This window comes from Enterococcus sp. AMC1251 (assembly GCF_058216535.1).
The window spans coordinates 330,321-356,369 of sequence record NZ_CM177098.1; the positions used below are offsets into that span (position 1 = coordinate 330,321).

Genomic DNA, 26,049 nt, shown 5'->3' on the forward strand with positions numbered 1-26,049 from the left:
GCAGGTGAAGATTTTGAGTTTTATGATTGGGATAAGCTAAAGGGGAAAGAAACATTGTTATTTATATAGTATAAGAGGAGGAAAAATAATGTCGGATTTTAAAGCAAATATACAAAAATTAGGCAGAGCGATGTTGTTACCTGTAGCTGCAATGCCTTTAGCTGGTTTGATCATGCGTTTGTCGGCGGATGATATGTTGAATATACCAGTGATTGGGGCCGCAGGAAATGCAGTTTTTGGAAATTTGGATATTTTGTTTGCAATTGGTGTAGCGATTGGTTTTGCCAAAACGAAAGATAAAGGGATACCAGCTTTAACAGGATTTTTAGCTATTGCTACGTTGAAACAAGGCTTGGCAATTATGAATCCAGATGTAAGTATGGGGATTTTTGGTGGAATTATTTCGGGATTAGTTGCAGCTTGGACCTACAATCGTTTCAAGAATCAAAAATTACCAATGGTCTTTTCTTATTTTGCTGGTGAGAAATTTCCATTGACGATGGTGATGATTTTACAGACGATTACAGCAGTCATTTTTGGGATCATTTGGCCGATCATTCAAACAGGGATTGATAATTTTGCAAAATTATTAGTGGATATGGGTGCATTTGGTGTAGGAATCTTTATGTTTTTAAATCGCTTGTTGATCCCATTTGGACTGCATCATGTGTTGAATACGTATGTCTATTATGATTTAGGCAGTTATACTGCACCAAATGGTGAAGTGTTCAGAGGAGAAATGACTCGTTTCATCAACGGGGATCCTCAAGCAGGTCTTTTCTTATCAGGCTTCTTTGTAGTTATGATGTTTGGTATTCCAGCGATATGTTTGGCGGTTTATCGTGCAGCCTTTAAAGAAAATAGAGAAATGGTTAAAGGAGTTATGGGCAGTGGGGCTGCGACTTCGTTTATTGCTAATATCACTGAACCTGTGGAATTTAGTTTTATGTTTATTTCTCCAATGCTTTATGTAGTACATGCATTCTTTGCTGGTTTAGCAGGCTTTGTATGTTATCTGTTTAATATTCGGATTGGATTTACTTTTGGTGCTTGTATTGTCGATTATCTGATTAATTTTAGAATTGCGACAAATGCGATTTTGATTATTCCGATAGGTCTTGTCTTTTTCGCACTATACTATTTTACCTTTTACTATCTTATCACCAAACGAAATATACCTACTTTGGGAAGAGAAGCTGCTACAGAATTTAGTACGGATGTAGCGGTAGAAGAAAAAGAGCTGAGTTTAGCAAGTAAAAATTATGAGTATATGGCGAAAAAGTTACTTGCGGCTTTTGGTGGTGTAAGCAATATTGCTGATGCGTATAGTTGTAACACTCGTTTAAGGGTAGAAGTAAAGGATAGCTCGGTGGTTGACGAACAGAGAATCAGGCAGCTAGGAGTAAGTGGAATCATCAAGCCGACAGAAAAAAATTATCAAGTGATTATCGGATTAGAAGTGACATATATCATGGCTGAATTTGATAAATTATTAGAAAGCGAAGGATAGGTGGAAAAAATGACAAAAAAACAAATTATTACGATAGCTGGTGGCGGAAGTACGTATACACCAGGAATTATCCAAGCAGTGCTAAATAATGCAAGCAGACTGCCAATCGAAGAAATCCGTTTGTATGATATTGATAAAAAAAGAAATGATGATATGTATTTGATCATTGATTTTATGTTGAGAAAAGATGGATATAGTGAAGTGACATTATCTTCCACGGAAAATCCAGAAGTAGCATTTACGGGTTGCGATTTTATCTTTTCTCAAATTCGTGTAGGTGGTATGAAAATGCGAGAAAAAGATGAAAAAATTGCTTTGAAATATGATCTAGTTGGGCAAGAAACATGTGGTTTGGGTGGTTTTGCTTATGGGATGCGTTCAATGAGCGGGTTGTTGGAAATTGTAGGTTATGTTCAGGAGTATGCTCCAGATGCTTGGATTTTAAATTATACAAATCCTGAATCTATTGTTTCAGAAGCTGTTCGTCGTACCTATCCTGCAGCAAAAATGATTAATGCTTGTGATATGACGATTTCAATTGAAGAGACGATTGCAGTAAATTACGGTTATGATCGTAAAAACTGGATTCCAAGTTATTATGGGTTGAATCATTTTGGCTGGTATACAGAAATTTATGATAAAGCTTTAGGTCGAGATGTGATGCCAGAAATTATTGAAAAACTAACAACGCAGGAAATGGCTGTTGCAGATTTTAATGCTGGGGATAAAACGTGGCAAGAAGCATTCAAGATGATGTCTGTGATCACTAAAAATTTTCCAACGCACATTCCTAATAATTATTTAGAATATTATCTTTATCCTGACATGGTAGTTGACGATGCAGATAAGGATTATACAAGAGCGAATATGGTAATGGACGGCCGAGAAAAAAATACGCGAGAAATGGCGCAAAAAATCCGTGAAGGTTTAACAGAAGATGTTTTGAATTTCAATTTTGGGGAACACGGCCAGTATATCGTTGATATGGCTACTTCTCTTCTAAACGATGAACGCCGCCGTTTTATGCTGATTGTACCCAATCAAGGAGCCATTCCTAATTTAAGAGCAGATGCAGTCGTTGAAGTACCTGCTTATATAGGTGCGACAGGGGTCGAGCCGATTTCACTAAGACAGCCGATTAATGATTTTCATAAGGGCTTAATGGAAGCGCAAGTCGCAGCAGAAAAATTATTAGTTGATGCATATTTTGAAGGATCTTATCAAAAAGCATTGCAAGCGTTCACTTTAAACCAAACAGTTCCTAATGCAAGAGTCGCAAAACTTGTCTTAGATGAAATGATTGAAGCAAATAAAGAGTATTGGCCGATATTGGCTTAAAAGGGAGATCGAGAATGAAATTTTTTAAAAAGAAACGATCATTAAAAGCGGTTGCTGCAGGTCAACTAATCCCTTTAGAACAGGTAAACGATGAAGTATTCTCAACGAATATGATAGGACCAGGATTTGCAATAATCAATCACTCTGGGGAGATTTTTTCCCCAGTTGTCGGAAAAGTTCAGAGTATTTTCCCAACCTTGCATGCAATCACTATTGAAAGTAAATCTGGTGAGACATTACTTGTTCATATGGGGCTGGATACAGTTGAACTGAGTGGAGAAGCTTTTTCAATTTATGTAGAAGAAGGCGACAATATTACTTGTGATACGCTGCTAGCGAAAATGGATCTACCATTGTTAGTTGAAAAAGAGAAAGATACAGTCGTAATCGTTGTTTTGCCAGAGCTGTCAGAGGGAGAACTGATGAAAGAAAACGTTCGAGTATTCCCAGGAGAGAGTGTGTTTAGTTTCTAGTTAGCTATGTAAAGGAGATGAGCATGTTTATTTTATATTTGTTACCTGCGTTGGGGTGGGGCGTTATGCCTATAATTGCATCGCTTACTAAAACGAAACCTATCGAGCAGCTGATTGGCACAACTATTGTGGCTTGTTTATGTGGAATGAGCATCTTTTTTTATAGACAACCCGTACTTGAAAAAGAGTTGTTTTTGATTACTTTTTTGTCAGGCTGTTTTTGGTCAGTGGGTCAATATTTACAATTTTATTCTTTTCAATTACTTCCAGTATCTGAAGCGATGCCTATTTCAAATGGCTCTCAATTAATTGGAACGACGTTGATTGCTGTTGTTTTTTTTCAAGAATGGCAAAGTTCTTCAGCTTTTTTATTGGGTGCTATTGGTATCACAATGATTATTTTGGGTATCATTTGTACTTCTTTTAAAGAACGGAGACAAGTAGTATCAACCCATAAAAATTATAGACGAGCGCTGTACTTATTACTTATTTCGTCAAGTGCGTTGATTATATATATAACGTTACCGAAAGCTTTTTCGATTTCAGGAGCAGCAATTTTTTTTCCACAGTCATTAGGTATGTTGGTTTCATCTATCTTCATAAAAATAAATAGAAAAGAAAGTATACAAAAATCAGGAATAATAAGGAACTTGTTAACAGGATTTACTTGGAGTTTTGCTAATTTAAGTCTTTTTTTGCTGATTCCAATTATCGGTGTAGCAAAAAGTTTTACCTTTTCCCAGTTAGCTGTTTTGATATCGATATTTGGCGGTTTGTACCTTTTGAACCTAAAGAAGACTCCTAAAGAGTTGAGTTTAATTATTTTAGGTGCACTGTTAATAACGATTGGTATCATTTTAGTTGGGGCAATTAAGAAGTAAGACGTGTGCGAGCTAATTTTTTAGCTGAATGATGAAAAGGAACCATATAACAAACTATACAAAATGAGTCCGAATAAACGAGATTAAGACAAACGTAGTTGCTTGTTGTCTCAATCTCGTTTTAAGTTAATTACACTTTAATTCGTTTTACATCGATCACAGTTCCAGTAAAAGCGTCCGCAGTAAATTCATATTGAACCATAGTTCCGTCTTCTAAGCGTGAAATTCCGCCAGTATAAGTTTTTGAATGTATTGCAAATTTTCGTAATGGTTTTTTCTCAAATTCGATCCAAGATCCTTCGATCGGTCCTTCTTTCAAAAAAGCTTCTTTCACATTTTCTAAAACCAAATCAGCATCCAATGTGTGTGTGTTCTTGTACCATAAAGTTGAAGCGATTCCGCTTAAGATGCCTAGACTCAAACCGATCGCTAAACCACCTTTAAAATAACTCAATTCATTTTCTTCATTCATGGGGAATAACCTCCGCGTATTTTCAAAAGTTTGCCAAAATTCTTCAGCTTTAACTCTATTCTAACACATAGTATGAAAATATCGAAAAACAAAAAACGTGGGCAAGTGAAAAAATTTGCGTTATAATGAATGTGAAATTATATGAAAGGAGTATCTGCCATTTTTGTTTGAAAATAATGTTATTTTTAGTAAAAAAAGTTGATCCTGAAAAGGATAACTGGCAGATAATACAATGATGGAAGAGAAAACATTTCAACGTATCAAAGAATTAACAGAATTACAAGGAACAAGCGGATTTGAAGAAGACATTCGTGCATATATGAAAAAAAATATGACACCATTGGTAGATGATATTCAATATGATGGTTTAGGTGGGATTTTTGGACTTAAAAGAGCCAAGGAGCAAGATGCCCCTCGTGTTATGGTTGCGGCTCACATGGATGAAGTTGGTTTTATGTTGACGCAGATCAAAGATAATGGTTTATTTCAAGTGGTTCCTTTAGGTGGCTGGAATCCTTATGTAGTATCAGCACAGCGTTTTACGCTGAAAACATACAAAGGAAATTATCCGTGTATCTCTTCTTCGATTCCTCCACATTTATTACGTGGAACTAGTGGGCAAAAACAATTAGAAGTGACCGATATTCTATTCGATGCTGGTTTTGAGTCAAAAGAGGAAGCGGAAAGCTACGGCGTTCGCCCTGGTGATTCGATCGTTCCACAAACTGAGACAATCAAGACAGCTAATGGTAAAAATATCATCAGTAAATCATGGGATAATCGTTACGGTTGCACGTTGGTGCTAGAAGCATTGGAAGCATTGGAAAATGAGCAATTAGGGTACACTCTGATTGCTGGTGCTAACGTTCAAGAAGAAGTTGGGCTACGTGGTTCTAAACCTTCTGTTCATAAATTTAATCCAGATTTATTCTTTGCAGTAGATTGTTCAGCAGCCGATGATATCCAAACAAAAAAAGGGACTTACGGACATCTTGGTGAAGGAACATTATTACGTATTTACGATCCAGGTATGATTACATTGCCTCGTGTACGTGAATATTTATTAGATACAGCGGCAACGCATAACATTCCATACCAATATTTTGTGTCTAAAGGTGGAACCGATGCAGGTGCTGCACATACAACAAATAGTGGTGTACCGAGTGCTGTGATTGGCGTTTGCGGGCGTTATATCCACACGCATCAAACAATGTTTAATATCAAAGACTTCGAGGCAGCGCGTGAGATGTTGATTCAAGTATTAAAAGGTTTAGACAAAACAACAATTAATACGATTATTTATGGAAAGTAGAGGATAGTTTATGATTATTCCAACATCTTATGAAGAACTGGCATCTTATGTATCAGAAGGAAAAAGTGTTTTCTTTTTCACTGCAGATTGGTGTGGTGACTGCCGCTTTATCAAGCCAGTAATACCTGAAATCGAAACAGAATTTCCAGCGTTTCGTTTTATTGAGGTAGACCGTGATAAGTTTATGGAACTTGCTTCTGAATGGACTATTTTTGGTATTCCAAGTTTTGTCGTGACTGAACAAGGTAAAGAGTTAGGACGTCTGGTCAACAAAGATCGCAAAACCAAAGAAGAAATCACAACATTTTTAAAAAGTGTCAATTGAAATTGTAGTCGAATAGATAGCCGATTCAAGAGATAAAATAAAATAATCGGGAGATGAGTACTATGTTAACACAAGCCTACAAAAATATTTTAGTTGGTGTCGATGGCAGTGCTCAAGGAAATTTAGCCTACCAACAAGCTGTTGAAGTAGCTAGAAGAAATAAGGGTCGTGTGATCGTAGCTCATGTTATAGAAAATCGAGTTTATTCAATGGTGGGTTACTCTTCTTTAAATGATAGTTTGTTAGACCAAGAAACAGAAAAGGTCAAAGAAATATTAGCTGAGTGTAAAGAACATGCTAAACGTGTTGAGTTTACACAAGTAGAAACGATCGTGACCTATGGCGTGGCAAAAGAAGTGATGTCTAAAGAGTTGCCTGACAAATATGATGTCGATTTGATCATGGTTGGCCAATCTGGATGGAATGCAGTAGAGCGTTTGATGGTTGGCAGTGTTAGCAGCTATATTATTCGTCATGCGCCCTGTGATGTTTTGATTGTTCATCCTGATGCTAATAAAAATAAATAAGTTTAATGGATAAAATAGGTGAAGCAAGGCGCAACCGTTTTGTTTCACTTGTTTTTCTTAGCCACTGTGTAGTAGGTAAGAAAGAGTAGCGTATGATTTTAAGAACCAATATATTGGAATAAAAGATAATAATGAAGTGAGGAAAAAAATGATTTTTGCTTATAATAAAGAACATGTCGGCGATGTCTTGATGGTCATCGTTTCTGACGATAAAGGTCAAGAAAATCTTGTGGAACGTAAGGGCGATATAGCACGTGTAAGTGTGATAGAGGACGATCAAATCGTTGCTTGGAATATTTTTAACGCATCGACAATTTTAGGCGCGATTGAGGGAAATGGCCAAGTCGAATTGACGGAAGAACAATTAGCTAAAGCGAATGAAGAAATTACTTTAGCCGGATTTTCTGAACCATTGATTAAAGAGAATGACCCGAAAATCGTTATCGGATTTGTAAAATCTTGTAAAAAACATCCTGATTCTGATCATTTATCGATCACGCAAACAGAAGTCGATAATGGTGAAATGCTGCAAATCGTCTGTGGTGCGCCCAATATCAAAGCTGGACAAAAAGTCGTTGTAGCAAAACCTGGTGCAATGATGCCAGACGGCTTGATGATTTGGCCAGGTGTTTTACGCGGCGTAGAAAGTTTTGGTATGATTTGTTCAGCTAGTGAGTTACGCTTGCCAGATGCACCAGCAAAAAAAGGAATTTTAGAATTGCCATTTGATGCGGTAGTAGGGGAAGCATTTGCTGTCGGAAAATAAATAATACCTTGAGCTAAAATTGAGATAGGATTTTAAAGTTAAAACGATTCATCAAGATTTTTTTGACTCGTTTTAACTTTTATTTATTCCCCCAATTATAGACAAGGCTGGAAAATAACTCTACGAGTCACATCCAATTCTAAGTGCTAAAGCCCTAAGAGTTAAGGCTATGGAAATAAGAAGGCATTCATAAAAATTTGAAGAATAACTTTCGTGAACGTCCTCTTATTGCTCGAGGTATGAGTGGATACTTTCTCGTCAGAGAGCTGTTGTAGATAAACACTTCTGTCCCAACCTGGTTTTTTTCTGTTATACTTATATTAAACATATATTTATTTTGGAGGACGATATAATGGAGAAAGCGAGTATTGTAGGTAAACTTCAGGATCTTGTGATTTCCACAACAGAAGGAAATATCAATACGACGATTGCACGTACCTTGCTGAAAAAAGTTGGGCATGATGCTACGGATAGTTCAATTGAATCTTTAGCTGAAGAATGCTTTACTTCTACAGCTAGTATCAGCCGTTTTTCTAAAAAGCTAGGTTATTCAAAATTTTCTGATATGAAGCAAGCCTTCATTGAGTATCAGTCTAATACAAAAAAATTCATTAATAAAAACAATTTTGAATTGACAATTAATCAACGCAACAGCAGTCATTCTTTAAACGAATACATCAAACAAATCACGCAATCGTTTCAATCATTAGAAAAGAATCTTGATCTAGAGCAGATTGATCTTTTATGTGAACGTATTTATCATACCGAAGATGTGTATTTTTTTGGCACTCATAGCTCCGGCTTATTATTGGAGCAATTGCAATATTTACTTTTTTCATGCGGAAAATATGTTACCTACTTTAATGGACGAATGAATCAACGAAAGGCATTTCAGCAAATTTCAAAAAATAGCTTAGTGGTTATCCTTTCTACTGATGGTAATTATTTTTTAAAATTCAGTGATTTATTATTTGATATGTCCTCTGATGACAATTATACGGTATTAATTACTCAAAATGATCAAATGAAAATTGCTAACATTTTTGATGAAGTTCTATTTTTAGGGAACAGTGCAATCAAAAAAGCTGCTCCTTATCAGGCACAGCTCTGTATTGATATCTTATATTCTCGGTACTATCAATTGTATTCATAAGGCTAAAAAAAGACTATTAGTAGACTAAATGATTTTATAATGACATCGTTTATCTCTAATTTTAGTCTTTTTTTAGCTTTTTTAATTTATAAGATTTCTCCATTTGTTTCGATGACTTTTTGGTACCAACTAAAACTATCTTTTTTATAACGTTTCCTGGTTCCTTTTCCCTCGTTATCTAAGTCCACGTATATAAATCCATATCGCTTATCCATTTCACCAGTTCCAGCACTGACCAGATCTATACACCCCCATGTCGTATACCCTATTAAGTCTGCTCCGTCTTTTACAGCTTCTGCCATTTGTTCAACATGTCTACGAAAATAATTAATACGGTACTCATCGTGAATATGATCACCTGTCCGTTCATCTTTTGAACCTAAGCCATTTTCTACAACAAAGAGCGGACGCTGATAGCGCTGATAAATCTCATTAATGGTAATCCTAAACCCTAAGGGATCAATTTGTCTTCCCCAGCCTGCATCTTTCAAATAAGGATTTCGTACACTGGCCATGGCATTGCCTTCAATAATATTACTTCTTAACTCCTCATTGACTGTTTCTAAACGACTTGTATAATAACTAAAAGCAATAAAATCAACGGTATGTTCTGCTAACAGAGCCAGTTCTTCCTTTGAGCGATTCAGTTCTATGCCATGCTCTTCAAAATATCTTTGTGAAAAGTATGGATAAGAGCCATTTACTTGAACATCTATAAAGAAATATTGGTCGCGGCTACGTTCTATAGCTGCCTGAATATCTTTTGGATTGCATGTATAGGGGTAAACACTTCCAGCGGCTAGCATACAGCCAATTTGCATCGTTGGATCAATCGTTTTAGCCAATTTTGTTACTGCTGCTGAAGCAACTAGTTGATGATGGGCAGCTTGGAAAACCGTGCTTTTTTCATTAGTGACAAGTCCACCAGCTAAAAAGGGATTTCTTAAAATCATATTGATTTCATTAAACGTAATCCAGTATGTTACTTTTTTATGGTAGCGTTTAAATAATGTTTCGCAATATCTTTTATAAAAGACGATTAACTGTTTATTTTCCCAGCCTCTATAGTTTTGTGAAAGATAGAGCGGTGTATCAAAATGATTAATGGTCACAATCGGTTCAATATTGTATTTTAGTAATTCATCAAATAAATCATCGTAAAATTTAAGTCCTGCTTCATTAGGCTCCAGTTCGTCTCCTTTTGGAAATATTCTGGACCAGCTAATCGAGGTTCGTAGACATTTTATTCCTAATTCAGCCAGTAACTTTATATCTTCTTTATACCGATGATAAAAATCAATTGATTGATGACTTGGATAGTAATCAAAGGTTTGTTCAAAGGCATAGTTTGGATCTTTTAAACTGCGTTTGCGTTTTTCTCCTACAGGTAAAACATCAATGATTGACTGACCTTTACCGTTTTCTAAGTAAGCTCCTTCTGACTGATTAGCTGCCAAGGCTCCTCCCCATAAAAAATCTTCTTTAAATTTTCCCAACTGATTCACCTGCTTCATTTTTTTCTTTACTGATTTCCTCAGCTAGCTGTGTTTCTTCTAAAATTGCTTGGCGATCTGCTGCTTTGAAAAATGGAAACCAGATGACGACTTGAACAACAATCAAAATCGCCTGAACGATCAAAATAGGTGTCCCCCCTTCTAACCAACCATAGACTAAAGCGGGTGTACCTAAAGGTAGTTGTAAGCCTCTTAGTGTTTCAATGACATGAAATACTTGTAGCAAGTAGGGGATAACAAACATTAAAATTGGACCAATGATAAAAGGAATAAAGAATATGGTATTTAAAACCATTGGAATTCCAAAAATGACAGGTTCATTGATTCCAAAGAAAGTAGCTGGCAAGGCCATTCTACCCAATTTTTTATAACGATCACTTTTAGCAGTGAAAGACATTAAAATTGCTACCCCTAACAAGGCGCCTGAACCACCTAAATTAGCATACGTCCCGTAATGTTGATACGTAATGGCATTTGGTAATTGCTCTCCAGCTTCAAAAGCCGTTAAGTTCATCAAGCTTAGTGGAATAAAAACAGTTTGTAGAATTGGACGAATAATCATATAACCATGTATCCCAAAGAACCACAGAAGCTGAGCAACAATGATCAAAATAATAAATGAAATAGGACTATTTCCTAAATTCTGCAACGGACCACCTAAAATAGTATAAATGAAATTATTGGCATCTCCGTAAGAGGTCATTTCAAAACCAAATCGAATAAGAGAAAAAATACCTGTTAGGATAAATGCGGGTGCAATGGATGCAAATGATTTTGCAATAGTTGGAGGAACACTTGCCGGCATTTTAATCACAATTCCTCGCTTAATAATTGCGCAATAGATGATGGGGATAATCATTCCTAAAATAATTCCCATAAACATGCCTTTTGCACCTAAATAATCTGTTGATAAAGCATTGGGAACCGTAATCATCTCACCTGATTCTAATTGATGCTCCATTCCGCTAGGCAGCAACAGAAAGAATAATACTAATGAGATAAGCGCAGAAAAGAAAGCATCTTTTTTAAATCCTAATTTTATAGTTAAATTATAGGCTATAGCACAAACGACGTATAAAGCGATCATATCGGTAGTTACTTTGGAGGTATAACTTAAAATAGTAGCTAGATGAGTGACTTTTAAAAAATTCTGATAGAGTTCAAATTGCATACTTGATAGCAATGTAAAAATTGCTCCCAACATTGTAATTGGCAAAATCATTGAAAAACCATCTGAAATTGCACTCATGTATTTATTAGTTTGAATTTTTATTGCTAGGGGCATTAAGTGCTGGTTGATTATTTCCTCAATTTTATTCATTCATTTTACTCTCCTGATTTTTTTGTAATCGATTACAAAAAAATCATATCATAAGATGTTCAAAAAAATGAAGACAATATTTGTACAACTTACAAAATCTGTATTTTTTACAAATATTGTAAGTTGTACAAAAAGAGGGTAGAGCAAGCAACTTAAAGAACTATCCTTCAAGTACGCTTGTTCTACTCTCCTTTTAGTGAAATTATTCGTTTGTTTGTTTATTTGATTTTAGGGCGGCTTGGTCAATTGTTAGGTCAACGTCAAGAGTTTGTTCTTTTCCATCACGGTAGAAAGTGACTTTCATTTTGTCACCAACTTTTTTCTTATAAAGAGCGCTTTGTAAGTCAGTTACAGAATCGATATCTTGGTCATCGATTTTAGTGATGACATCATATCTTTCAAGACCAGCTTTATCAGCAGGAGTTGCAGTTTGGACGGTACGAACAAGTACACCCATTTGAACTGACTCAGGAAGTTTTAAGATTTCTTTTCTTTGTTGTGTAGACACATTTGTTAATTCTTCCATTGAAATACCTAACGCCGGGCGAGTCACTTTACCTTCGTTTTCTAATTGATTGATGATATTTACTACATCATTACTTGGGATCGCAAAGCCCATTCCTTCAACGCTTACTTGACTTTCAGATTGAACGATTTTAACAGAATTGATTCCGATTACTTGACCTTCGATGTTAACTAAAGGACCACCAGAGTTACCTGGATTAATTGCGGCATCTGTTTGGATCGCATTGATGTTGATCGCTTGACCGTTATTTTCATTTTGGATATTTCTATTTAAAGAAGAAATGATCCCTTGTGTTACTGAGTTAGCGTAAGCTGAACCTAATGGAGAACCGATAGCTAATGCGGGTTCACCAATTTTTAGTTTATCTGAGTTACCAAATTCGGCAATTGAATCCACTTTATCAGAAGAAATTTTGATTACAGCAAGATCAGTATAAGAATCAGTACCAACTAATTCGCCTTGAACTTTTGTCCCGTCGTGTAAAACAACCTCTAATCCTTTTGCCTTGTCGACTACGTGGTTATTAGTGACCACGTAAGCTGTTTTACCATCTTTTTTATAAATTACACCGCTACCTTCACTTATAGCTTCTAAATCATTCTCCTTAGGTTCAGCATCATTCGTTTCATTTTCGTCATTTCCACCAAAGATACCGCCAAAACCGCCATCATTAGTACTTTGACTAGGGCTTTGTAAGTTGATGACTGAAACTACGGAGTCTTTGACTTTATCGACAGCTTTGGTAACGTCACTACTTACGTCTAGATTCACATTCGTTACTTTCGTATCGCCTTTATTATCTTTCACGGAATTTGTTGTTATTGGTGAATTAGAAGAAGACGGACTTTGTCCCACAATGGCATATGCACCGCCAAAAGCGAGTGCTCCTCCAAGTAATCCTCCAATTAAACCAATCCCAAATTTTTTGAATACTCCATTTTGCTTTTTATCTGAATCAGGTGTAACGTCTTTTTTTTGCATACAAGCAACCTCCTAATTAGTTCTCATTATTTATTCTATTTTTAGTATAGTCTTTTAAGACATCTTTAGTCTACTCAAGAGCTTTGAATTTTTTATGAACAAGTTAGGTAGAAAAACAGATACAAATAATGAAAAAATATCATTACGCCGATAGTAAAATTAAGCTAGACAACTAAATAAGTCATTTGTGCTACACTCAAAATAGTTCCGACCAAAGAATTATAAGGAGTGAAGACAAATGACCTATACTCATCTTACATCAAATGAACTCGTGATGATAGAAGCTTATTTCAATATGAGCCAACCTGTTACGATGGTTTCTAAGACTTTAACTCGTTCTAGACAGACAATCTACAATGTTTACAACTTCCTGAAACAAGGAAAATCTATCTGTGACTATTACCAACAATATAAAGAAAATAAAACACGTTGTGGTCGACAACCCATTAGTTTGCCTACAAAACAGCATGATTACATTCAATCTATGGTGGCTCAAGGGTGGACACCTGATGTGATTATTGGTCGAGCTGAGTTTCCTATTTCATGCTCTGTTAGAACACTTTATCGTCAGTTTAAAGCGAATCAATTTGATTGCTCAAAACTACCAATGAAAGGGAAACGAAAGCCCAACGGGCATAAAGAACGTCGTGGAAAGCAAGCATTTAAACGCAATATTTCAGAACGATCCACTGACTACCCTAATTTCCAACAGGAATTTGGGCATTTAGAAGGTGACACAATTGTTGGCGTTCATCATAAAAGTGCCATCATCACTCTAGTTGAACGCCTTTCAAAAGTGATTATTACATTAAAACCAAATGGTCGGAAAGCATTGGATATTGAAAAAGCGACAACTGATTGGCTACAAAAGATTCCCAGAAACTTGTTCAAATCCATTACCTTTGATTGTGGAAAAGAATTTTCAAATTGGAAAAACATGAGTAATGTCAATGATATTTCTATCTATTTTGCAGACCCTGGAACCCCCTCACAACGCGGATTAAATGAGCATTCGAATGGGTTATTACGTAAAGATGGGCTGCCTAAAACAATGGATTTTAATCAAGTTGACCAAGCTTTTGTTGCGGCTGTCACCTCTAAAAGAAATCACATACCAAGGAAATCTTTAAATTATCGAACACCATTAGAAGTATTTTTGAGTTACATAAATGAAAGACATTTGTCTAGCTTAATTTGACAAATCAAATTATTAAAATACTTATACACAATAAAATGTGAAAAACTTTAAAAAAATAGAGGAAAACTTCAGTAGGAAAGTTATCCACAAAATGTGGATAATGTGGATAAATGAACGGGAATATGTGTTTGTATCTCAAAATACTGTGAAATAAAGGATAATAGGACGTGGGTCTGTGGATAAGTCTGTGTATATGTGTATAACTTTGTGGGAAAGTATGTGGAAGAGAAAAACCATTCATGATAAAATTGTTAACAAGTATAAGATTATAGTAGAAAGGGACGTGAAAAAAATTAAAATAAAAATTATTACAGTAGGTAAGTTAAAAGAAAAATATTTAATTCAAGGAATCAACGAATACTTGAAGCGTCTGCAAAGTTATGCAAAAGTGGAAATTATTGAGGTGGCTGATGAAAAAGCGCCAGAGAATTTAAGTGAAGCTGAAATGATACAGGTTAAAGTAAAAGAAGGGGAACGGATTTTAGCAAAAATTTCAGATCAGGAGTATGTTTTTACCTTAGCAATCAATGGAAAACAATTTAGTAGTGAGGAATTTTCAAAGGAGATTGAGCAGTTGGGGATCAATGGAAAAAGTCAGTTGTCTTTTGTAATTGGTGGTTCGTTAGGATTGAGTGATGAAGTATTGAAGAGAAGTCAGCGGCAAATGTCGTTTGGGAAGTTGACTTATCCACATCAGTTGATGCGGTTGGTTTTAGTGGAGCAGATTTATCGAGGGTTTCGGATTATGCGGGGGGAACCGTATCATAAATAAGATTTCACTATAAAAAAACGTATCCTAAAATAGAACAGGATACGTTTTTTGATTAGCTAGACATCCATTTAGTTACAGTTAGAGATAAATGCACCACTTGAAATAAAATCATTAAAGGGTTTTTTGAGTTAAAAAGTCACCAAAAAAATTTAAAATACAGGTTTACTTTTTTTAGTGAAAAACTATTTTGGTATAGTAAATTAAAAATACTATATAACAAATAGTTAAAATTGAAACCGCAACTAAATTAAGTTGGAAAGAACTCTCTAACGTTACAGAAGCAAAAATGTTAAATAGTGTATGAGAGGCAATTACGAGATAAATAGATTTTAAAGAATAATACAAAAGTGCGAATACCGCACCCAATAATAAAGCATTAATGATTTGTAAAAGTACTAATAACGGAGCTGTTTCTGGATTTAATCCACTAGCGATATGAAGTAAACCAAATACAATGCTTGAAAATAGAAGGTAAACTTTAGGCTGTTCAGCTTTTAAAAAGTAGAAAAATATACCTCTAAACAGAGATTCTTCAACGAAGCCTACTAAAATCATTTGAATGATAATTAATAATAGTGTCGAAAAGGGCAGTGAAAAATTTATTCCTAAAATGATAGGTTGAATTAGAATGATTAAAGCAATAAAACCTAAAATAGATTTGCTGATATAGGTCTTTTCAAAGCCAAATTGTTTCAATGTAGAATCCTTTTTCTTCATATAGAAGAAAAGTAGAATGGCTAAAGATAAAAATGCTGCTATTTGAAACATAATAATACCATTATCATCCATTTTCAAAACCATACTAGCAGCAGAAAACAGACTGATGATTATTGTCAAACCTAGTGAGAAGCCAAGCAATTTAAGATATATTTTATTCATGTTTATTCCTCCAAAATTCGTTTTTTCAAATATATCATGGTAATTGAAAGAATAAACTACTATAATTCCTGTATACAGGAATTAATAAAAAAGGAGAAAAAATGTACGGAGAAATAATAAAGAAAATTCGAAAAGACAAAGGATATACTCAAAAAGAAGTCTACACAGGGGTTGTTTCTAAAACCTTTTATAGTGATTTTGAGGCTGGAAAGTATTCAGTTGAAATTATGAAATTTCAAGAATTAATTAACAATTTAGGGATTTCCTACGAGGAATTCGAGTACTTTAGGAAGCAAAACACGATGAATGAAGAGAAGTCTTTAGAGAATCAAATTGACGTGCTATACAAGAATGGGAAGTTTGAAGAATTGTATGAGCTTTATGAACGATATCATAAGCATCAGAATACGGGAATGCGGTACTTGGCAATGAATGCCTATCTTTTGGTATTGATTACAAACACAAACTTTTACAAATTTTCTCGAGAACCATTTAATGAGATTTTATCTGAATTAGAGAATGCGAAAATGTGGACATTAAAAGAAATCAAATTAAGCAAATTAATCTTACTATCGATTTCAGAAAATGATAAGGATGAGGCAGAACAGCTATATAAACGTATTCAATCTGAATTGAAAAAATATAAAGAGTTTAACAGTAAATTGTATTATGAAGAAGTAGGTGATTTACATTTTAATAGGATTCAAAGTTTATTGATGATTAATGACATAGAGGGAGCCAAAGAAACACTGTTTGTTTATAATGATCTCGTTAACTCGTCAGATAATTTACATTTACTTGTTCAATTGGCATTTATTAATAATTTGGTTGGTCTTTATTTAGATTTCTCTAGCTCTCAATCGAAGATGAAAGCCTTATTAGATATGCTGAATTCGATGCTCTCCTCAGAATCAAAGTTCTATACTATTATTTTTCAGCTCCATCAGGAAAAGGCTAAAAATTATTATGAGAGATACATGTAAATGCTAGCCAAAATTTTTTTGATACTTAAGAAAATGAAACCATTTTTATAATTGTTTTAAACTTTATCGAACGAATATAAAGTAATATGTAGTAGTAAATTTTCCAAATATCATTCACTTCCGATACGCAGAACCGTATCATAAGTAGGGATATTTTAGAAAAGTAGGTGTTCAGATGAGTAATGGGAACGATTTTAGAAGGCAAAAATTACGTGGCAGCTCTTTTTATTCATTAAGGAAATATACGTTGCTGTTTTAGTTTCTGAAGGGGATAAAATCGCTGCAAATCAGTCAATTGTTTACATGGATTTAGACTATATTAATAAACAAGACAAAGAAACGACTATTATGACTTTGATAACAAATTTAGAGTAGAGTAAAAGTAATCGAAGGGGAAACTGAGTCTGATACATTCGCTTTGCTTGTAAAATAACAATCAGAGTAACATATTCATGAATTCAAATTATTGAAAAAGTTATTAAATCGGAAGCGTTTTGTAGATTGGAATATATTTCGTTTCTACTTGACTAATCGTAGGAAAAGCTTAGGACATAAGTCCGAAGAATCATAAAATAGAACATCGTAAAAAATATTTTCAGTCTTCTATTTTTTAAATTATGTGAAAAATCTTTCAAAATGCCCTTCCAAGATTTGTTGGCTCTATAATATTTTGTGTTGGTAAAAATTCCTTTAGGAAAATTTATCAACACTTTTTTAGTGTTTAAACACAAAAAAGGAACAACTTACTGACCAAATGAAATCGACAAAAAAACAGATCATCAGAAAGGTTGCTCCCTATGGATAAGAATACCAGATTATTGCTTGGACTAACAGATAAAGATATCTCTTTTGGAGAAGATGGGCTCGAATATCGACAGGTTAAAAACGGAAAAGCGCAGGTAATCAAAGCTACGCTTACTTATATCCAAACAGCTTACATGGCAAATAATGCTTGAACTAAAACATAATGTCTCTCGCAAATTGATTGCCCAAGAACACTTTGTTTCTGATGTGACAATCCTTCGGATCATTAATCACCTTGCGCAAGAGCAATGAGCTTTATTTGTGTCAATGGCGAGACAAACAAAATTCTTGAAGTCTTCGAAGATCGGCGTTTGACTCATTTAACTCGACATTTTATGAGTTATACAAAAGAAGTACGGGTATTCTTTCTCTAATGGAATTACGGAAGGGCTAAATAATAAGATTAAGGTGATCAAGAGAGTGCCTATGGTTACCGTAATTTCTATCATTTTCGTTCATGTATTTATATTATTCAAGGTCTTATTTTTTCACAGCACTAAAAGGAGGAATGTAGCCAATATCTCCGCAGCTTCATAGATAAATTTGGAATTAGTAGCTGTGTTTCAAGATTCATTACAGCTGATTTGACTCGATTTAGAAATGGACTTGGCATTTTTTCCAAGTCGCTTCCAGCCAGTTGCCCAGATAATTGGCTGAATTCCTCTTCTCCAGATATAAGAACTTGGAATAAAATCAGTAATTTCCTGTTTTTGTTCCAAGTCCTAGAATTTTATTCATTTTTTTGTTCTACCAACATAATTTGATATAGACCCCCAAATTAGTGAACTTTTTTTACATTTATTGATAACTTAACGGGGAATTGCATCATGATTAGAATTGGTTCTTTGTATTTTATTGAGGATGCACGAATAAAATGTTGGTTTAGGTTTTCTTAGCACTTAATTTTTGTGGAATAAAGCCCATATAGAATGAGATAGTAGAAATGACTAGAGCGCTGTTGATGAAATAGCTGAAATAATTTGCATGTGTTAGCTTAAGAAAGAGAATCAAACCTAGATAGAATAGTTCTATTTTTCTAGCTTTTTTATTTAGAAAGGCTAACTCTGCATCATTCATAGGATTATTTTTGTTTTCAAGGACATCCACAAAGAGCAATAAGAGAATGGAAAACAGCGCCAATAAAAACAATAGAGATTGGTTGAAATCAATAAATGTTAAAAAGTAAGGAATTATACAAAATGATATGGATACAATAAAACAAACTGAGCTACTTTCGAAATGTAATCCTCCTTGCACAGATCGGATTGGTAAAATAACAAGGAGAAATAAAAGTGTTTCAAGTAAAGTTTTTGTCGAGATTCCAAACAGTATCGCAATAATGAAGAGAATAAGATAATTAATAAGATAATGTATTCCAAAGACGAGTATTTCTTTTTCTTCATCTAATTCATTTTGATTCATTCTTCCAGCAATTGCAATATATAGAGAATTTAACATTAGAATTTCCTCAGTTTCTTGAGAGCTTTAGGCGGCTCCTTTTGACCACAAAAAAAAGTGCAAAGAGTGTTTATTTCGTTTGAAGCAACTTGTATCGTAGCTTTTCTTACAATTTTACGTATCAAGTGATTTTGTTTTTTCATAGTTCTTCATCTCAAATATTGATATTTAGCAAGACAATACTTACAGTGTAAATACTATCATTAACCCAATGTTCATAAATGCCACCGTTTTCTTCTACTACAGCTTTAATATTTTTAATTCCAATTCCTTGGATCTTACGATGTTTTCTTGAATCTACTTCTTTTGGGTCAAAGGAATTGGAGAGTTCAATCATTAGATTACGATTGAAAAGCTTGATTGTTAACCTAATTTCTTTTTTTTCTAATTCAGGTAGTCGTGAGACTGCATTTAGTGCATTATCCATCAAATTTCCTAGCACAACAGCTATAAAGTCATTATCAATAGTAGTTTTTTTAGGGAAAAGTATGCTGATGTTGAACAACGCTCCAGCATTTTCAGCTATTTTTCTTTTTTCATTGAGCAAGTAATTCAACGTATAATTGTGTGTGTAGAACTGTTGACTAGTGGAATCAATTTTTTCTACAGCTTCTGTTAAATATTCTTTAGCCAATGAAATGTTATTTTGTTCCAGGAAGCTTAAAATAATAAGGAACCGATTTTTTAAATCGTGATTAATCGAACGTATTTGTGATTGTGATTTTTTAACCTCTTTGAATGTTTTCAGCTCAGATTCAAATTCTTTATTTTGGATTCGAATATAAAATAATTTCTCAAAATAAGTTTGCATTTCGAAGTAAAGGTATAGAATGCAGAGATTCATATAAATAACGCCGATGATGACTATAATCCATAAGGAATTTGATGTAGGAATAACCCCTATAGTTACTAGTGAAAAAATACAAAGAACTAAAACAGATACTAGTGGTATAGAACTTAATGCAATAAGTAACGGGATACGAAAAGCTCTTTTTGAAGAAGAGCTTTTTTCAAAAACAAACAGTCTAAAAACTGTGACAAAAACTATATTTAGTATTATTGCAATCGCATTTCCATATATATGAAAAATTAGGCTTGATGACTCAGATAGATCAGAAGGTATTAGCCCAAATAAGATTGCCGTTGCTAAAACATCAGTAACTAGAAAAATGGTTAAGAGAGTTGCGATCATAAAAAATGATTTTTGTAATGGAATTCTCTTTAATCTTGTAAGTGCTACTATTGCTAGAAACTGTAAGATAATATTCCAGACTGGTAGTCTGTCCTTAGGTAAAAATAGATTTATTAAAAAGCTTGTTATGACAAGCGGAACTAAAAGAATAGAATAAATTTTATTTCCTTTATTAGAACTCGTGAAAAAAAAATTGATAACCGCTAAGTTTATGATAAAAGTTACTAAGTTTAAGATAGCTAATTCCATTATAATACATCCCTAATCTTCATTAATATTTGTCTTCTGGCAGAATCTTTAAATTTGCGACTAATAGGAATCTCATGAGTGTCTCCATCTGGTAGTGTAAGAATGACTAAATCACTTCTAATTCCAGTAACATACTTCATATTAATGATGAAAGACGTATGAGTCTGGATAAAGTTGCTATCAAGTTTAGACAATAAGGTACTTGTTGTCATATTGATAGTTAGTGGGCTTTCAATTCCAAGAAGAGTGTTGATGAGTACTTGACGACCACTCTTTTCAAAATAAATGATTTCTTTAAGTGGAATGTTATAATCCACTCTCCTGAATTGATAATGAAATTTTTCATTACCCAAATCTAGAAATTTCATGACCTTATCTAGAACAGGATACAATTTTTTAGCTGTAATTGGTTTCATAATATAATCAAAAGTCTGTACTTGAAAGACCTCTTCCATATATTCTTTGTAGCTTGTTAAGAATATGATAGGAGAATTATAATCGTTCTCCCTAATGTGTTCTGCAATTTCAATACCTGTTACACCTGGCATTGAAATATCCAGAATAAACAAATCATAAGGTTCATCATTTAGTGACTCTATCAGTTTTTGCGATTTATTAAACACGTCAACATCAAACGTTGCGTTATTATAATGAAGTAAAAGTCTTTCTGTTAGACTACCAACAACATCTATATCATCACAAACTGCAACTCTTATCATAGTACCTCCCCATTCTATCATCAATTTGATATAACTTATTTTTGTGAAACGATATACATGTAAAATGTAATGAATAACTATGTTTTTAGTTATTCATTACATTTTACCATATATTTCAATTATTTATTTCCGGAAAAGGTCAAATGAGTCAGATAAAATGTTGTTCGTAACATGATGCTAAAAAGAGAGTGAAAAGAGATTATGATGTGTACATAACAACTACTAAAGGTCTTCTGCCAAAAAAATTAATAATTGGAAAGGAAGGGGATTTTCTTATGAAGTATAAGACTTCCATCGGTTACAAAAATAAGACATTATATAAAAATGTCACAATTGAATTACCAGATAATGGTATTGTATCTTTTATTGGAGATAATGGTAGTGGCAAATCCACTATTTATAAAACATTATTGGGAATTATTCCCCCAATAGATGGGGTTATTCCAAGTGAGATAAGAGAACAAACTTCTATTGTTTCTGACTATATTCAGATGCCAGAAGAAGTGAAGGTTCAAGATATTCTTGATTTGTTAGGTAAGGAAAAGGTAAAGTACGGACAGGAAAATTATGGACCAATATTTACTTCTGTGATGAAAACTAGAAGCCAGTTTATTAAGACCTTAAGTTCAGGTCAAAGAAGAATAGTTGAAATATTTTCTGCATTAGCTTCAGGAAAGAAGATTATTTTGTTAGATGAAGCAAGTAATTCATTAGATTATAAAAACAAGTCGTTATTTTTATGTGAAGTTAAAAATTTATCAAATCAAGATATTTTATTCTTGCATACTTCTCATGACATGGAAGATGTTTCTTTTCTAGAGGGAACTATTTATGGACTATTCAAAGAAGAAAAGAAAATCAAACTCTATGAAGGTAACGACTATTCACCAAGCCAGCTAAGAGCATTTCTTGGCTATATGGAAGGGGGATTGGAAAATGAAAGCTTTATTTAATTTTGAATTATTAAGATTAAGAAATAAGAAACTATTACTTTTAATGCCACTAGTTTTTGTTGTGATAGGTATGGCAGGAATGTTGCTATCCAATATGTTTTTTCAGGAAGTGAATGGTCAAATCAAAATTTTAAGTGTACTAAATGCATATAATCAATTCACTTTCATCTTTTTTTCGTTCATTTACATCTTTATATTTTCTACAGATATAAAAAATGGAATCAATGTTTATATGACTCAAATTGGGTACTCTGTGAAACAAATCATTTTTTGTAAGTCTGTTATTATGTATGTCATTTCACTAGTTGCATCAAATATCACGTTGATAATTCTATTCTTTTTATTAGGAAATAATGATTTAAGCTATCTGCTGACAATGTTACTGGATTTAGATATTAATTTGCTTTTTATTATTTTGTTTTCTCTGCTTCTATCACTCATTTTTAAAAATACAATGACGGCAACATTAATTTGTTTCGCTATGTTTATCGTATTTAACACAGCGAATATGATGGGATTTGGACTTTTTAATCAAGCTGATCCAAACAGTATTTCTTATAATGCAATTCTTGCTTCAACTGGTCAAGTTGTGAAACACCGTTCGCTATCAACACTAGGAATTAACTTGGCAGATTACAAATACCTGCTGATTATCCTACCGAATGCTATTTGGATTTCATTACTAGTAATAACAAATAATATATTGATAGGGAAGAGAGGAAATAAAATTGAATTATAATACTTTAGCTTTTACTATCCATCGAAGATGTAGTGCAGCATGCTCTATGTGTTGTTTTCAATCGACACCTACTTGTACAGAGAAATTGGATAGAGAGAGAATTTTAGATTACATTGATGAATCTAAAGATATTGATGAAATAAAAACTGTTTCCTTTACAGGTGGAGAACCTTTCATGACATTTAATGATTTGGTTCGATTAGTATCTGCAGCTAAAGCAGCTGGAAAGAGAGTAACGACTATTTCGAATAGTTATTGGGCAACTTCTTATGAGAAAGCCTATGAAAAGTTATCAATTTTGAAAACTGCTGGATTAGACCATCTTAGTCTTAGCCATGATTCTTACCATAGATAATATGTAAAGACAGAGTATGTGAAAAACGTTCTGAATGCGGCTGTTCAACTAGGAATACAGACAACATTGGCTATAGTTGTTGTAAAAGATGAGAAAATTGGCGATATAATAGATGATTTAGGTAATGGCACGTATGGGCCAACTATTGAGATTGTACCTTGTTTACCTGCTGGAGGGGCATGCACTGCATTCACAGATGATCAATTTTATAGAAGCTTATCTGTAGATGGCCTTAGATGTATTTATGATGGCAACATCGTTGTAACTTATTCAGGGAAAATCTATCCTTGTTGCTCTCAAATGGTTATGGATACTGGATTAACGGTCGGTGATTATACAAACATCAGTTTGAAGGAAGCCTTAGATAACATAAAAAACAATGGGCTACTCTATTTGTTACGAAATGAGAACTTTGATTATTTAATAAATATCGCGAAGAATGACTTAGGTATGGATGTTCCAGATAAAGTTGTTAATGTTTGTGAGTTATGTGCAATTCTGTTTAAAGAAGGTAATATTAGCAAATTTAAACCTTACATTTTTGAGCGAGTACAAGAGCGTGTAAAATTAAGTAGGTAGTTTATATGATGGATGGACAGAATCTAAAATTTAATAATTATGAAGTGTTTGAATTGAAGAATGGTGATTGCTACATCAAGATGAATAATCAGTATTTTTTTAAAGAGAACTATTATGCATCAAAAAGATACAAGTTCACTACTATAAATAAAGTAACTTGGCAATGGTTCGATTACTTATGTATATTATTAATCATTATTTCTGTAGTATTATTGGGTATTCTTTTTTTGAAGTCATCCACTTTTTTTGATGGAAATATCAGTGGCTCTTCGTCGATAGTTATATCAATAGGATTTCTAATTTTTAATGTGATTTTCCATGAAATAGGTCATGCCACTTTTCTCAAAGCATGGCATAGAAAAGTTGGAAAGATACGACTAAATTTTAGGTACGTGTTTCCCATGATAACTGTTGATACTTCAGATGGTTATTTACTACCGAAATTCAGAAGATGCTGTGTAAGCTATGCAGGAGCTATGGTGAATATATATACTTGCTTCCTAGTATACGTATTTTTCAATGACTATACATTTGTTATTCCACAAGTTTTGACGATGGTAATTTTCTGCTTAATACCGATAGGTGGTATGAGAAATGATGGCTATCATATTTTATTTTCCACAATTTTAAATATGAACTGTACTGGGAAGAAAAAAACTTTCGTGGATTACCTAGGAATTATAGTAATTTATGGATTTTTGATTTATTCACTATACTCTTATCTTATTTAGTTAAATAGAGATTTATTCTCTTTTTATAAAAAAAAGAAAAGGATGTGTTTTAAATGCAAGAAGAAAAAGTTTTTGAAAGCAATAAGTTTGAAGAAGTGAATCAACCAATGAATGAATTAAAAATGGATTTGAACGCTTATGAAGAGTTGGATCCAATCGAAAGTCCAGCATGTATTATTGGTAGTTATTTTGTAGTGTCAGACTAATAGTTGATAAGTTGAATTATTGGAAGAGGGTATAATGTATCTTAAATGTGTCCTCTTTCATGAAATTGCAGGCAGTTTACTTATGTTAAAACGAGAGCTAATCTCTTTTTATAAAAAAAGAAAAGGATGTGTTTTAAATGCAAGAAGGGAAAATTTTTGAAAGTAACAAGTTTGAAGAAGTAAACCAACCAATGGATGAATTAAAAATGGATTTAGACGCTCATTAAGATTAATAAATGGTGCACAAAAAAGACTTGAAACAGAACTACATATATTTAGAAATACCAATGAATTGATACTCCTGCTTCTTAATCTCATTGCCTTTTTTATAGAAAATAAAGGGTACAAGCAAAAAAATTATTGTTAAGGTGGAAAGTTTTTGAAAGGGATTCTTCTGATCGCGGAAGGAGAAAGAAATGAAGAGTTTGAGAAAGTAAATCAAGCATTGACTGTATCAGAAGTTCTTGAATTACATGATATTCATGACAGTTACCAAACATATATCGAAGGATTTTTGAAAAAGATAGTTTAAAATAGTCGATTCTGCGTATTTTTATACTATAGTAAAACTCCTATGTCTCGCAAGAATTTATGGGATAGAATTTCTAAGTAAGATGAGGAGGAATTACGATGTTTTACATATAGGAAATTTTCATTATAAACTATAGTGTCAGATAAATCAAACCAGTTTTTTAACAGTGAAAGCTCTGCTAAGAACCGATATTTATGCACTTTATGACGTTTGGGAACAATTACAATCATAGAAGAAGTACTACCAGTGTTTAGAAAAGTTTTTCAAAGATAAAAATAGATCAATTGACAAGCAAAAAATTGCTAGAAAATACTAGTGTATTCAGCTCAAAAATAATTATATATTGGATAAATGTCAATAAAGTAGACACAAAAAGAGCAAATACCTACTTCGCTCCCACATTTTAATTTTTGATAAATCAAACTCCACAGGGACAGTTACCGATCCCATATAATGTCTTTCTTTGCCTAATTTAAACACAGGATATTTTAACCGTAATACCTTTTTATAGAGCCGTTGATCTAAACTAGCAACAATTATGTTGCTATCTGAATCAACACTTCTAAGTAGATGTGTTGTAAGAATCTTAATGAGTCTAAAT

28 protein-coding genes and 1 pseudogene are annotated in these 26,049 nt (G+C 33.5%); 20 read left to right on the forward strand and 9 right to left on the reverse strand.

The genetic code is table 11. The features are described from left to right. Window positions 1-88 precede the first annotated feature (88 nt). The 4 genes from AC4BBR_RS01440 to AC4BBR_RS01455 are packed head-to-tail and all read left to right on the forward strand — an operon-like array spanning window position 89 to window position 4,202. The gene (locus tag AC4BBR_RS01440) at window positions 89-1,510 is read left to right on the forward strand and encodes a PTS transporter subunit EIIC (protein ID WP_490460838.1); all 1,422 of its coding nucleotides are present in this window, start codon (window positions 89-91) and stop codon (window positions 1,508-1,510) included. A 9-nt stretch (window positions 1,511-1,519) separates the two neighbouring features. Beyond that, window positions 1,520-2,848: a family 4 glycosyl hydrolase gene (locus AC4BBR_RS01445; RefSeq protein WP_490460839.1), complete on the forward strand. Its 1,329-nt coding sequence runs from the start codon at window positions 1,520-1,522 to the stop codon at window positions 2,846-2,848. A 14-nt stretch (window positions 2,849-2,862) separates the two neighbouring features. Then, window positions 2,863-3,321 carry a PTS sugar transporter subunit IIA gene (locus tag AC4BBR_RS01450; RefSeq protein ID WP_490460840.1) on the forward strand — a complete coding sequence of 153 codons (459 nt, stop codon included), beginning with the start codon at window positions 2,863-2,865 and terminating at the stop codon, window positions 3,319-3,321. A 23-nt stretch (window positions 3,322-3,344) separates the two neighbouring features. Then, entirely contained in the window at window positions 3,345-4,202 is an 858-nt protein-coding gene (locus AC4BBR_RS01455) for a GRP family sugar transporter (protein WP_490460841.1), read from the forward strand. Between the two features lie 130 nt (window positions 4,203-4,332). On the opposite strand, the gene AC4BBR_RS01460 is transcribed toward AC4BBR_RS01455, so the two are convergent. Beyond that, entirely contained in the window at window positions 4,333-4,674 is a 342-nt protein-coding gene (locus AC4BBR_RS01460; RefSeq protein WP_490460842.1) for a PepSY domain-containing protein, read from the reverse strand. A 235-nt stretch (window positions 4,675-4,909) separates the two neighbouring features. Between AC4BBR_RS01460 and pepA the strand changes: the two genes are divergently transcribed. The 5 genes from pepA to AC4BBR_RS01485 all read left to right on the forward strand — a co-directional run bounded on the left by pepA (window position 4,910) and on the right by AC4BBR_RS01485 (window position 8,757). Further along, on the forward strand, window positions 4,910-5,986 hold the full coding sequence (gene pepA / locus AC4BBR_RS01465) for a glutamyl aminopeptidase (RefSeq protein ID WP_490462052.1): 1,077 nt from the start codon (window positions 4,910-4,912) through the stop codon (window positions 5,984-5,986). A gap of 10 nt (window positions 5,987-5,996) precedes the next feature. Continuing rightward, window positions 5,997-6,311 carry a thioredoxin family protein gene (locus AC4BBR_RS01470; protein ID WP_490460843.1) on the forward strand — a complete coding sequence of 105 codons (315 nt, stop codon included), beginning with the start codon at window positions 5,997-5,999 and terminating at the stop codon, window positions 6,309-6,311. Between the two features lie 62 nt (window positions 6,312-6,373). Next, window positions 6,374-6,838 (forward strand): universal stress protein, encoded by a 465-nt coding sequence (locus AC4BBR_RS01475; protein ID WP_490460844.1) that lies wholly within the window; start codon window positions 6,374-6,376, stop codon window positions 6,836-6,838. Between the two features lie 148 nt (window positions 6,839-6,986). Continuing rightward, on the forward strand, window positions 6,987-7,604 hold the full coding sequence (gene ytpR, locus AC4BBR_RS01480; RefSeq protein WP_490460845.1) for a YtpR family tRNA-binding protein: 618 nt from the start codon (window positions 6,987-6,989) through the stop codon (window positions 7,602-7,604). 352 nt (window positions 7,605-7,956) lie between these two features. Then, window positions 7,957-8,757 (forward strand): MurR/RpiR family transcriptional regulator, encoded by an 801-nt coding sequence (locus AC4BBR_RS01485; protein WP_490460846.1) that lies wholly within the window; start codon window positions 7,957-7,959, stop codon window positions 8,755-8,757. A gap of 86 nt (window positions 8,758-8,843) precedes the next feature. On the opposite strand, the gene AC4BBR_RS01490 is transcribed toward AC4BBR_RS01485, so the two are convergent. The 3 genes from AC4BBR_RS01490 to AC4BBR_RS01500 all read right to left on the reverse strand — a co-directional run bounded on the left by AC4BBR_RS01490 (window position 8,844) and on the right by AC4BBR_RS01500 (window position 13,099). Then, window positions 8,844-10,271 carry a 6-phospho-beta-glucosidase gene (locus AC4BBR_RS01490; protein WP_490460847.1) on the reverse strand — a complete coding sequence of 476 codons (1,428 nt, stop codon included), beginning with the start codon at window positions 10,269-10,271 and terminating at the stop codon, window positions 8,844-8,846. Next, complete coding sequence (locus tag AC4BBR_RS01495; RefSeq protein WP_490460848.1) at window positions 10,240-11,592, reverse strand: PTS sugar transporter subunit IIC; 1,353 nt, start codon at window positions 11,590-11,592, stop codon at window positions 10,240-10,242. The genes AC4BBR_RS01490 and AC4BBR_RS01495 overlap by 32 nt, the downstream gene beginning before the upstream one ends. A gap of 202 nt (window positions 11,593-11,794) precedes the next feature. Further along, window positions 11,795-13,099, reverse strand: coding sequence for a S1C family serine protease (locus AC4BBR_RS01500; protein WP_490460849.1), 1,305 nt, complete (start codon window positions 13,097-13,099; stop codon window positions 11,795-11,797). A gap of 238 nt (window positions 13,100-13,337) precedes the next feature. Here AC4BBR_RS01500 and AC4BBR_RS01505 point away from each other — a divergent pair, with 238 nt between their 5' ends. Then, window positions 13,338-14,297 carry an IS30 family transposase gene (locus AC4BBR_RS01505; RefSeq protein ID WP_490459128.1) on the forward strand — a complete coding sequence of 320 codons (960 nt, stop codon included), beginning with the start codon at window positions 13,338-13,340 and terminating at the stop codon, window positions 14,295-14,297. A 292-nt stretch (window positions 14,298-14,589) separates the two neighbouring features. Further along, window positions 14,590-15,069, forward strand: a complete 480-nt coding sequence (gene rlmH / locus AC4BBR_RS01510) for a 23S rRNA (pseudouridine(1915)-N(3))-methyltransferase RlmH (RefSeq protein ID WP_490462053.1) — start codon at window positions 14,590-14,592, stop codon at window positions 15,067-15,069. A 171-nt stretch (window positions 15,070-15,240) separates the two neighbouring features. Here rlmH and AC4BBR_RS01515 read toward each other — a convergent pair whose 3' ends face one another. Then, window positions 15,241-15,948 (reverse strand): CPBP family intramembrane glutamic endopeptidase, encoded by a 708-nt coding sequence (locus AC4BBR_RS01515; protein ID WP_490460850.1) that lies wholly within the window; start codon window positions 15,946-15,948, stop codon window positions 15,241-15,243. 101 nt (window positions 15,949-16,049) lie between these two features. Here AC4BBR_RS01515 and AC4BBR_RS01520 point away from each other — a divergent pair, with 101 nt between their 5' ends. The 3 genes and pseudogenes from AC4BBR_RS01520 to AC4BBR_RS01530 all read left to right on the forward strand — a co-directional run. Continuing rightward, window positions 16,050-16,931, forward strand: a complete 882-nt coding sequence (locus AC4BBR_RS01520) for a helix-turn-helix domain-containing protein (RefSeq protein WP_490460851.1) — start codon at window positions 16,050-16,052, stop codon at window positions 16,929-16,931. 797 nt (window positions 16,932-17,728) lie between these two features. Beyond that, a complete protein-coding gene (locus AC4BBR_RS01525) occupies window positions 17,729-17,887 on the forward strand; it encodes a hypothetical protein (protein ID WP_490460852.1) in 159 nt (52 codons plus the stop codon). Window positions 17,888-18,098: 211 nt separating this feature from the next. Beyond that, window positions 18,099-18,235: pseudogene (locus AC4BBR_RS01530) on the forward strand (transposase); the annotation flags it as partial. 382 nt (window positions 18,236-18,617) lie between these two features. On the opposite strand, the gene AC4BBR_RS01535 reads toward AC4BBR_RS01530, so the two are convergent. Genes AC4BBR_RS01535 through AC4BBR_RS01550 form a run of 4 tightly spaced genes read right to left on the reverse strand, consistent with a single transcriptional unit; the run spans window position 18,618 to window position 21,353 of the window. Then, entirely contained in the window at window positions 18,618-19,193 is a 576-nt protein-coding gene (locus AC4BBR_RS01535; protein ID WP_490460853.1) for an accessory gene regulator B family protein, read from the reverse strand. Next, the gene (locus tag AC4BBR_RS01540) at window positions 19,193-19,336 is read right to left on the reverse strand and encodes an AgrD family cyclic lactone autoinducer peptide (protein ID WP_490460854.1); all 144 of its coding nucleotides are present in this window, start codon (window positions 19,334-19,336) and stop codon (window positions 19,193-19,195) included. Before AC4BBR_RS01540 ends, AC4BBR_RS01535 begins: the two co-directional genes overlap by 1 nt. 11 nt (window positions 19,337-19,347) lie before the next feature. Then, window positions 19,348-20,634 carry a sensor histidine kinase gene (locus AC4BBR_RS01545; protein WP_490460855.1) on the reverse strand — a complete coding sequence of 429 codons (1,287 nt, stop codon included), beginning with the start codon at window positions 20,632-20,634 and terminating at the stop codon, window positions 19,348-19,350. Beyond that, window positions 20,634-21,353, reverse strand: a complete 720-nt coding sequence (locus AC4BBR_RS01550) for a LytR/AlgR family response regulator transcription factor (RefSeq protein WP_490460856.1) — start codon at window positions 21,351-21,353, stop codon at window positions 20,634-20,636. The genes AC4BBR_RS01545 and AC4BBR_RS01550 overlap by 1 nt, the downstream gene beginning before the upstream one ends. A gap of 206 nt (window positions 21,354-21,559) precedes the next feature. Between AC4BBR_RS01550 and AC4BBR_RS01555 the strand changes: the two genes are divergently transcribed. The 6 genes from AC4BBR_RS01555 to AC4BBR_RS01580 all read left to right on the forward strand — a co-directional run bounded on the left by AC4BBR_RS01555 (window position 21,560) and on the right by AC4BBR_RS01580 (window position 25,448). Continuing rightward, window positions 21,560-22,306: an ATP-binding cassette domain-containing protein gene (locus AC4BBR_RS01555; protein ID WP_490460857.1), complete on the forward strand. Its 747-nt coding sequence runs from the start codon at window positions 21,560-21,562 to the stop codon at window positions 22,304-22,306. After that, window positions 22,290-23,045 carry a hypothetical protein gene (locus AC4BBR_RS01560; protein ID WP_490460858.1) on the forward strand — a complete coding sequence of 252 codons (756 nt, stop codon included), beginning with the start codon at window positions 22,290-22,292 and terminating at the stop codon, window positions 23,043-23,045. Before AC4BBR_RS01555 ends, AC4BBR_RS01560 begins: the two co-directional genes overlap by 17 nt. Further along, entirely contained in the window at window positions 23,035-23,400 is a 366-nt protein-coding gene (locus tag AC4BBR_RS01565) for a radical SAM protein (protein WP_490460859.1), read from the forward strand. The genes AC4BBR_RS01560 and AC4BBR_RS01565 overlap by 11 nt, the downstream gene beginning before the upstream one ends. An 18-nt stretch (window positions 23,401-23,418) precedes the next feature. Beyond that, a complete protein-coding gene (locus AC4BBR_RS01570; RefSeq protein WP_490460860.1) occupies window positions 23,419-23,979 on the forward strand; it encodes an SPASM domain-containing protein in 561 nt (186 codons plus the stop codon). A gap of 784 nt (window positions 23,980-24,763) precedes the next feature. After that, window positions 24,764-24,916, forward strand: a complete 153-nt coding sequence (locus AC4BBR_RS01575; protein WP_490460861.1) for a hypothetical protein — start codon at window positions 24,764-24,766, stop codon at window positions 24,914-24,916. 379 nt (window positions 24,917-25,295) lie between these two features. After that, on the forward strand, window positions 25,296-25,448 hold the full coding sequence (locus tag AC4BBR_RS01580) for a hypothetical protein (RefSeq protein WP_490460862.1): 153 nt from the start codon (window positions 25,296-25,298) through the stop codon (window positions 25,446-25,448). Window positions 25,449-26,049: the final 601 nt, after the last annotated feature.

Bases quoted from the DNA above. Each gene is read 5' to 3' on its own strand.
- AC4BBR_RS01440 (WP_490460838.1), top strand. From the start codon at position 89: ATGTCGGATTTTAAAGCAAATATACAAAAATTAGGCAGAGCGATGTTG.
- AC4BBR_RS01445 (WP_490460839.1), top strand. From the start codon at position 1,520: ATGACAAAAAAACAAATTATTACGATAGCTGGTGGCGGAAGTACGTAT.
- AC4BBR_RS01450 (WP_490460840.1), top strand. From the start codon at position 2,863: ATGAAATTTTTTAAAAAGAAACGATCATTAAAAGCGGTTGCTGCAGGT.
- AC4BBR_RS01455 (WP_490460841.1), top strand. From the start codon at position 3,345: ATGTTTATTTTATATTTGTTACCTGCGTTGGGGTGGGGCGTTATGCCT.
- AC4BBR_RS01460 (WP_490460842.1), bottom strand. From the start codon at position 4,674: ATGAATGAAGAAAATGAATTGAGTTATTTTAAAGGTGGTTTAGCGATC.
- pepA (WP_490462052.1), top strand. From the start codon at position 4,910: ATGGAAGAGAAAACATTTCAACGTATCAAAGAATTAACAGAATTACAA.
- AC4BBR_RS01470 (WP_490460843.1), top strand. From the start codon at position 5,997: ATGATTATTCCAACATCTTATGAAGAACTGGCATCTTATGTATCAGAA.
- AC4BBR_RS01475 (WP_490460844.1), top strand. From the start codon at position 6,374: ATGTTAACACAAGCCTACAAAAATATTTTAGTTGGTGTCGATGGCAGT.
- ytpR (WP_490460845.1), top strand. From the start codon at position 6,987: ATGATTTTTGCTTATAATAAAGAACATGTCGGCGATGTCTTGATGGTC.
- AC4BBR_RS01485 (WP_490460846.1), top strand. From the start codon at position 7,957: ATGGAGAAAGCGAGTATTGTAGGTAAACTTCAGGATCTTGTGATTTCC.
- AC4BBR_RS01490 (WP_490460847.1), bottom strand. From the start codon at position 10,271: ATGAAGCAGGTGAATCAGTTGGGAAAATTTAAAGAAGATTTTTTATGG.
- AC4BBR_RS01495 (WP_490460848.1), bottom strand. From the start codon at position 11,592: ATGAATAAAATTGAGGAAATAATCAACCAGCACTTAATGCCCCTAGCA.
- AC4BBR_RS01500 (WP_490460849.1), bottom strand. From the start codon at position 13,099: ATGCAAAAAAAAGACGTTACACCTGATTCAGATAAAAAGCAAAATGGA.
- AC4BBR_RS01505 (WP_490459128.1), top strand. From the start codon at position 13,338: ATGACCTATACTCATCTTACATCAAATGAACTCGTGATGATAGAAGCT.
- AC4BBR_RS01515 (WP_490460850.1), bottom strand. From the start codon at position 15,948: ATGAATAAAATATATCTTAAATTGCTTGGCTTCTCACTAGGTTTGACA.
- AC4BBR_RS01520 (WP_490460851.1), top strand. From the start codon at position 16,050: ATGTACGGAGAAATAATAAAGAAAATTCGAAAAGACAAAGGATATACT.
- AC4BBR_RS01525 (WP_490460852.1), top strand. From the start codon at position 17,729: ATGGATAAGAATACCAGATTATTGCTTGGACTAACAGATAAAGATATC.
- AC4BBR_RS01535 (WP_490460853.1), bottom strand. From the start codon at position 19,193: ATGTTAAATTCTCTATATATTGCAATTGCTGGAAGAATGAATCAAAAT.
- AC4BBR_RS01540 (WP_490460854.1), bottom strand. From the start codon at position 19,336: ATGAAAAAACAAAATCACTTGATACGTAAAATTGTAAGAAAAGCTACG.
- AC4BBR_RS01545 (WP_490460855.1), bottom strand. From the start codon at position 20,634: ATGGAATTAGCTATCTTAAACTTAGTAACTTTTATCATAAACTTAGCG.
- AC4BBR_RS01550 (WP_490460856.1), bottom strand. From the start codon at position 21,353: ATGATAAGAGTTGCAGTTTGTGATGATATAGATGTTGTTGGTAGTCTA.
- AC4BBR_RS01560 (WP_490460858.1), top strand. From the start codon at position 22,290: ATGAAAGCTTTATTTAATTTTGAATTATTAAGATTAAGAAATAAGAAA.
- AC4BBR_RS01575 (WP_490460861.1), top strand. From the start codon at position 24,764: ATGCAAGAAGAAAAAGTTTTTGAAAGCAATAAGTTTGAAGAAGTGAAT.